General features: G+C 47.3%; 7 protein-coding genes. 6 read left to right on the plus strand and 1 reads right to left on the minus strand.

Annotated elements, in window-relative coordinates:
* Positions 1–284 precede the first annotated feature (284 nt).
* Positions 285–755, minus strand: a complete 471-nt coding sequence (locus tag B5E84_RS19800; protein ID WP_015574639.1) for a methylglyoxal synthase — start codon at positions 753–755, stop codon at positions 285–287.
* A 528-nt stretch (positions 756–1,283) separates the two neighbouring features.
* Between B5E84_RS19800 and B5E84_RS19805 the strand changes: the two genes are divergently transcribed.
* From B5E84_RS19805 to B5E84_RS19830, 6 genes are all read left to right on the plus strand, one after another.
* The gene (locus B5E84_RS19805) at positions 1,284–2,663 is read left to right on the plus strand and encodes an ABC transporter substrate-binding protein (RefSeq protein WP_015574640.1); all 1,380 of its coding nucleotides are present in this window, start codon (positions 1,284–1,286) and stop codon (positions 2,661–2,663) included.
* An 83-nt stretch (positions 2,664–2,746) separates the two neighbouring features.
* Complete coding sequence (locus B5E84_RS19810; RefSeq protein WP_054334814.1) at positions 2,747–3,637, plus strand: carbohydrate ABC transporter permease; 891 nt, start codon at positions 2,747–2,749, stop codon at positions 3,635–3,637.
* Positions 3,627–4,454: a carbohydrate ABC transporter permease gene (locus B5E84_RS19815; protein WP_015574641.1), complete on the plus strand. Its 828-nt coding sequence runs from the start codon at positions 3,627–3,629 to the stop codon at positions 4,452–4,454. The genes B5E84_RS19810 and B5E84_RS19815 overlap by 11 nt, the downstream gene beginning before the upstream one ends.
* Before the next feature lie 16 nt (positions 4,455–4,470).
* On the plus strand, positions 4,471–5,670 hold the full coding sequence (locus B5E84_RS19820) for an ABC transporter ATP-binding protein (protein ID WP_015574642.1): 1,200 nt from the start codon (positions 4,471–4,473) through the stop codon (positions 5,668–5,670).
* Positions 5,639–6,433 (plus strand): sugar phosphate isomerase/epimerase family protein, encoded by a 795-nt coding sequence (locus B5E84_RS19825; protein WP_015544842.1) that lies wholly within the window; start codon positions 5,639–5,641, stop codon positions 6,431–6,433. Before B5E84_RS19820 ends, B5E84_RS19825 begins: the two co-directional genes overlap by 32 nt.
* Before the next feature lie 3 nt (positions 6,434–6,436).
* Entirely contained in the window at positions 6,437–7,231 is a 795-nt protein-coding gene (locus B5E84_RS19830; protein ID WP_015574643.1) for an HAD-IIA family hydrolase, read from the plus strand.
* The last annotated feature ends 393 nt before the right edge of the window (positions 7,232–7,624 follow it).

The raw sequence follows: 7,624 nt of genomic DNA on the forward strand, positions 1-7,624 counted from the left end.
CACAGGGATTTTATACCCTTTTGACGGGTTAATTGAGTGATGTTATGGCTGCATGGATCAATTTTCAGATTCATGGTACTGTTATCAATTCAGATACTGTTCCGTGAATAATTTAGGATGAGCATTCTGAAAGGAAAAAAGTATTGGAATTGGCTACTAAATGAGCTCTTCAGAAGCAACAGAAACAGCTAAAATGTATGACCCGGGCTACAGCATATCTCAGATAAAGAAAAATATAAGACCGGCGTGACGAACCGGTCTCATTTCGTGGTTCAGGCAGGTACCTACAGTGTTTCTGCCCGATCTGCAATATGCTGTTTGAAATTGATCACTTCATGCTTGTAATCACGATTCATATAACAGGATGTAATCATAAAATCTGCAGTGGATTTATTGACGGCCATTGGAATATCGTAGACCTGGGAAATCCTCATCAGGGCTTTTACATCTGGATCATGAGGCTGCGCTGTCAGCGGATCCGAAAAGAAAATCACGAAGTCAATGACACCCTCCACAATCTTAGCACCGATCTGTTGGTCTCCACCTAATGGGCCGCTGTTATAACCTTTTACTGTAAGTCCAGTCTGATCCGTGATCATGCGGGACGTTGTACCTGTTCCGTAAAGATTATGCTTCTCCAGCTTAGTTTTGTGTTCTTTACACCATGCAATCAGTTTCTGTTTTTCGTTGTCATGAGCAATCAGGGCAATATTCTTTTTCTGGCCGATTGTAAAGGTAATGTATTCTTGAGACATGAAAAAATCCCCCTTATCTAAGTATGGAAAGTGCAGATAGATACAACTTATCACAGAATGGTTTATTACACAAGTGCAAAAATATCAAACTGAAGATTAGAACTCAAATTATTAGAATTTCCCCAGAACAGTCAAAATCAGAAGATTTCTCCGAATATTTGATTTTGACTGCAGTATAAGAATCGAATCCTTAATCCAATCTTTTCCGAACTCTCACATCGAAGAAAATCCGTATTCATTATCATCGTACTCGATGCTGATGATATGGTGTTTTGTGGAAATAATCTATTGCCCGTTCCCTAATCTTAACATTCCACTAAAATCAAAAATTCCAAACTACCAAATTTGGTATTTTTCTTAAAATTAACATATTTAACAATTATTTGCATTTTTCCTAGTTTCTTGTTTAAAAACTTACAATGTTTTTACTGTTTCATGATAGATGTCAAGGCCATACAACACTATAATCGGAAACTGTGAAACACATAACCAATTCTATTGCCAGACTAACACGAGGAGAAAAACATTATGAAAAAAAATCTAAAATGTCTCACAGCACTTTGCATGGCAGGTGCCATGATCTCTCTGACCGGATGCGGTTCATCCAGTCAGTCTACTTCCGCAGATACCACAGCAGGTTCCGCCTCTTCCGGAGCCACCACTTCCGCCGAGAGCACCGCTTCCGGCAATGGTTCCAAAACCGTTATCGAGTACTGGCACTGTAATGCAGAGAACCAGGGCGGACTGACCGTAGATGAACTGGTAAAAAACTTTAATGAGAACAATGACCACATTGAAGTTGTTGCTAAATATAACCCGGATATGTATAAGGGACTGATGCAGAACCTGCAGGCTGAAGCCGCTACCGGCAATACCCCGGCACTGGTTCAGATCGGCTGGGCTTTCCTGGATTATTTTTCCAACAACTTTTCCTACACCTCCCCACAGGAGATCATCGACCAGTATGATGCTTCTGACAAAACCTTCCTGACCGACAATTTCCTGCCAAACGTCCTGGATCTGGCGGTAAACAGTGATGGCGTACAGGTCGGAATACCGTATTCTTTAAGCAGCCCGGTTCTCTACATCAACCGCGATCTGCTGAAGGAAGCAGGACTTTCCGAAGAGGGACCGAAAACCTGGGAAGAGGTTGATTCCTTTGCCAGAACTGTTCAGGAAAAGACCGGAAAATATGGTTTCTATATGCAGGAGCCGGCAGACTTCTGGGCACAGCAGGGACTCATCGAGAGCAATAACACTTCCATGCTGACCAAGACCGCAGATGGCAAGATCCAGGCAAGCTTCGCAAGCCCGGAAGGCATTCAGGCTATGCAGATGGTTGCTGACCTCATCAAGGACGGAGCCGCTCTCCATGTTTCCTGGGATGAAGGCTGCCAGAGCTTCATTGATGGCAACTGCGCAATGCTCTACACCACCATTGCCCGTCGCGCATCCGTTCAGAAGAGCGCGCAGTTCGATGTCGCTACCGTAAAATCCCCGACCTGGGGCAGCAGCCCGCGTAAAGTTCCGGCAGGCGGATGCTTCTTAGCTATCACCGCACAGACCGATGAGCAGAAGGAAGCCGCATGGGAGTTTGAGAAATACCTGTACAGCGTGGAATCCATGGCTGCATGGACCATCGGAACCGGTTATGTACCGCCAAGAAAGGACGTTGCAGACGCAGAGAACGGACTGAAATCCTTCCTGGCTGAAAATGAGATGATGAAGGCTGCCATTGAGCAGATGGACGGCGTGGTTTCCTGGACATCCTTCCCGGGTGATGCAGGTCTTCAGGCTGAGCAGATGCTCCTGGATATGAGAGATCAGATCTTCGGTGGACAGGTAACTGCCGAGGAGGGTATGACTTCCACCCAGGATGCCATCAATGCCCTGTTAGACGCACAGTAAGCTGACATTCCAGATGCAGACCAGTACTTTCCCTTTTGCTCACGGGAAGGTACCGGTTTTCCTGAATTTACGGAGGTAATCACTTGAATAATGAAACAAAAAAACAAACGATTCTGGGATATCTGTTTCTGATCCCGTCCCTAGCCGTGTTCGCAGTCTTTATGTTTTACCCACTCCTTTATACCTTTTACTTAAGTTTTTTTGAGTGGAACATGGTAAAGCCTGTCAAAAAGTTTGTCGGTCTGAACAACTACATTGCCGTATTCCGAGATCCGAATACCTTTAAGATTCTGGGCAATACCCTTGCTTACATTCTGGTTCTGCTGGTTCTGAACTTTGTGCTGCCCTATATTCTCTCCTTTATCCTCTCCGCCGTGATCCGGCATGGAAAGAGTTTTTACAAGGCTGTGTTCTTCCTTCCCAGCGTCATCTCCCTGGTGGTCGGCTCCATCCTCTATACCTGGATCTTAAACCCGATTTCCGGACCGGTGGCCATCATTCTCGGTAAATTCGGTATCCAGATGCCCTTCTGGTCCAAAACCGACGGATGGGTCATTGCCGTGCTCTGCATCATTACCACCTGGAAGACCTTCGGCTACAACTTCATCAATATTTTAGCCGGTGTCTCCGGCGTATCCCAGGAAGTTATTGAGGCCGCACGGCTGGATCAGGTCCCCATGTGGAAAATCTTTCTGGACATCATTGTGCCAATGAGCTCCGCTACCGGAATTTACGTGTTCATCACCACCATTGTCCAGGGACTCCAGTATGTGTTCACCCCCATCAAGGTCATTACCCAGGGCGGACCGAACTACGCCAGTTCCAACCTGATCTACGCTTCCTACCACGAGGCCTTTACCTTGTACCGGACCGGCACCTCATCGGCCATTTCCATTCTGACCATGCTGCTGTTCATTGTCCTTTTACTTCTGGAATTTAAATTTGTGGAGAAGGGAGTCTACTATGAAAACTAACAATCATTCGGAAATTGGCTGGCACATGATCCTGGGCGCCATCGTCTTCCTCATGCTGGTTCCCATCGTGTTCGCTCTGTCCAACTCCTTCAAGACTCTGCAGGACGCATTTAATACCATTTTTGAGATCATTCCGTCTCACCCGACTCTGGAAAACTACCGGCATGTATTTGAAAAACTGCCATTTGTCCAGATAACCTTAAATACATTTCTGATCGCGGCATCCGTTACCATCTTCAAAACCATTACCAGCCTGTTTGCCGCCTATTCCTTTGTCTATTTTGATTACAAAGGAAAACAGTTTTTCTACTTTATCATGCTGAGTACCATGTTTATTCCGTTCACCGTGACCATGATTCCAAACTACCTGATGATTTCAAAACTCGGTCTGCGGGATTGCATCTGGGGCGTGGCACTTCCGCAGTTTGCGGATGTTTTAGGTATCTTCCTGCTGCGCCAGGCCATGCGCGGAATCCCGAAGGCCCTCATTGAGGCTGCGCGGATGGAAGGCATCGGCAGCCTCAAGATCATGCGAGATATCATCCTGCCGCTGGTACGCCCGTCCATTCTCACGACCGGGATCATTTTCTTTATCAATTCCTGGAACGAGTATGTATGGCCGGTGCTCATCTTAAAGAGCAAGGAAAACTACACGCTTTCCCTGGCGCTCCAGATGTACATCAGCGCTGAGGGCGGCACCGAATTTACCATTGCCATGGCCGTATCCGTCATCACCATGATCATTCCGCTGGCTCTGTATCTTATTTTCCAGCGCTATATCATCAACACCTTTGCCGCATCCGGCGTAAAAGGTTAATCTGTCAGGAGGACTTATGAATAATATCGTTTTTGAACACGTCGTAAAAGCATACGGAAAAAATGTGATCGTCAATGATCTGAATATGGAAATCCGGGAAGGGGAGCGGCTGATTCTGCTGGGCCCGTCCGGCTGCGGAAAATCCACCACCCTGCGCATGATCGCCGGTCTGGAGGATATCACCTCCGGCTCCCTGCATATGCGAGGCCAGGTAGTCAACAATGTTGCCTGCGGAGACCGCGGCGTATCCATGGTATTCCAGAACTACGCCCTTTTCCCGCATATGACTGTAAAAAATAACATCATCTACGGTCTGAAAGCCCACAAAATGGAAGCGGCTGAGATTAACCGCCGCCTGGAGGAAGTACTGGAAATGCTGCAGCTGAAAGGTCTGGAGGACCGCAAGCCGAAGGATCTTTCCGGTGGACAGCGCCAGCGTGTTGCCCTGGCCCGCGCCGTCGTAAAACGCTCTGACTACTTTCTTCTGGATGAACCGCTTTCCAACCTGGATGCACAGCTCCGCCTGCGTGCGCGAAAAGAACTGGTCAAGATCCACGAGATGTACCGTCCGACCATGGTTTATGTCACTCATGACCAGATTGAGGCCATGACCGTGGGACAGCGTGTTGCCATCATGTATCGCGGAAATATGGAAATGCTGGACACGCCAAGCCATGTATACAATATGCCGGCAAGTATTTTCTGTGCCCGATTCATTGGCTCTCCGTCCATGAACATCATCTCCTGCCAGTATGAAAACGGCAATCTCTCCATCGGAGACCAGATGATCAGACTGGCTCCGATGTGGCGTCCGATCGCAGATGCCTGTCCATCCGGAAAATACTGCGTTGGCATCCGCCCAGAACATATAGTCTTAAGCAGCCGTCCAACGGAAACTTCCATCTGCGGAACCGTAAAATACGTGGAGGACTATGGAAACCGCTACGGCGTTTATATTGATGTCAAGGGTGAAAAGAGTGAGTTGATTGCCATCTGCAATGACTCGGTCCCGCGCCCAGGCGAAAACATTTTCATGAATATTGATTTCCGCAAACTGCATCTGTTTGATGCCCAGAGCGAGAAGTCCCTTGGATATCCAGAAGAAATTCGCCGTCTGAACGCAGCCCTGGATTTTTCCATGCCGGATGCCCAGAATAAAAACCAGAAAACAGGAGGTAAATATCATGAATCTTTTGGTCAGTACCAATGTGTATAAACCGGGTCAGCTTGCCCGGGTCATCCCGCATTTACATGCCTTCCGTGGTCAGATTGGCGTCGAGCTGTTCCCTATGTTTGACGCAGACTGCTATGAGGAAGAGCTTCTTCATTGCCTGCCGGAGTTTGAAGGAATCCTAGTTAGTTTTCATGGCCCGTACTATGAAACCGAGCACAGCGCAGCCCCCGGCACCCCGGAATATGCGCACTCCATGAACCTGATCCGCCAAACCCTGCCTTACTGTGTGCGCCTTCGAAGCCAGTATCTGGTCTTTCATCACAACAACATCCCGGTGACGGAAGAACGCCGGGAAGAGATGATCCGTGTTTCCAGAGAAAACTACAGGGAAATTGCGGAGCTGTTCAAGCCGCACCAGATCCCGGTGGTGGTGGAGAATGCCGGTGTCCTGGACCGCGGCAACATGCTGTTTGACCAGGATGCGTTTATCCAGCTCTGCAGGGAAGAGCATTATCCCGTGCTGATCGACATTGGCCATGCTTACGCCAACGGCTGGGACCTGGCACAGACCATGGAAGCGTTAAAGGATCAGATCGTGGCTTACCATCTTCACAACAACGACGGTGTTCACGACAGCCATCAGCGGATTTTCCACGGGACCCTGGATTTTCCCCTGTTTCTGTCTGATTATCAGAGACTGACTCCAAACGCAGATCTGGTTCTGGAATACAGCCCGGATGTGGCAGATGATGAATCCGGAATCCAAGAAGACATTTCCTGGCTTCTGGAGCAGATCCGGAGGTAGCTTATGCTTTCCGAAAAGAAACTCTTCTTATTTGATATTGACGGAACCGTGGCCTTGGGCGATGTCCTGCTGCCCGGAGCGGCGGAATTCTTCCAGGAAATTAAAGAGCGCGGCGGGCAGTTTGTATTCATTACCAATAACTCCACCAAAAGCATTGCGGACTACATCAAAAAATTCCGTCAGATGGGTATCTCAACCGATCCACAGAATTTTGTAACTGCCTCCACCGCTTCTGCCAGCTGGCTACGGCAACACGCAGCTGGAAAGACTATCTATACACTTGGAACACGATCACTGATTCGAGAGCTTGAAGGACATGGAATCCGCGTCACCACGGATCCGGACACCCAGGATATTTCCTTTGTGCTGGTTGCCTACGACAGCGAACTTACCTACAAGAAGCTGACTGACACCTGCCGCATCCTGCAGACCCGCCCTGTCACCTTCCTTGCCACCAACCCGGATCTGGTCTGCCCGGTCCCATTTGGCTATGTACCCGACTGCGGATCCATATGTCAGATGATCACTAATGCCACAGGCCAGGTACCACATTATATCGGAAAACCTTCTACCGATATGGTGGATATTGCGCTCCGGGAAAATCCGTTTACCAAAGAGGAAACCGTGATAGTGGGTGACAGGTTTTACACTGACATTGCATGCGGGAACGCTTCTGGGGTAGAGACAGTCCTGGTACTAACCGGTGAAGCGAAAAAAACAGATACTATGATTCATACGTACTCTCCAACTTATATTTTCGACTCCATAAAAGAAGTAAAGAAAGCCTGGAAGAATTAGTAATCCAGGCTTTCTCTACTTCTTTAAAATTTTCAATGCGGTATGTGTAATGATTGTAAAAGATGAAATAACGCAACAATATAGCATTGCTTACTTATAAAAAAGTAACCGACTCAGAAACGAGAACGATTACTTTTTTAGATAGTATGAATTTAAGTGCTGCTTCATTCTAATGCAAAACCGTAAAGATAGCAAGGAAAAGTGACATCATGATGGATATTGCCATATTTTTGCTTAATAATACCGTCTCATATTCGAAAGAGAGTAGTGTAGATAAACCTGAATTATTCACGACTTTGCCACGAATGTGGCTGAAAGCCACATAGTTACTGTATTTTAACTGAATATTGCTTTTCACCTATCAAGTGAATGAAAAAAGAGCATCCATTTGTG

The organism is Lachnoclostridium sp. An14 (genome assembly GCF_002160755.1).
Taxonomy (GTDB): Bacteria; Bacillota; Clostridia; order Lachnospirales; family Lachnospiraceae; genus Lachnoclostridium_A.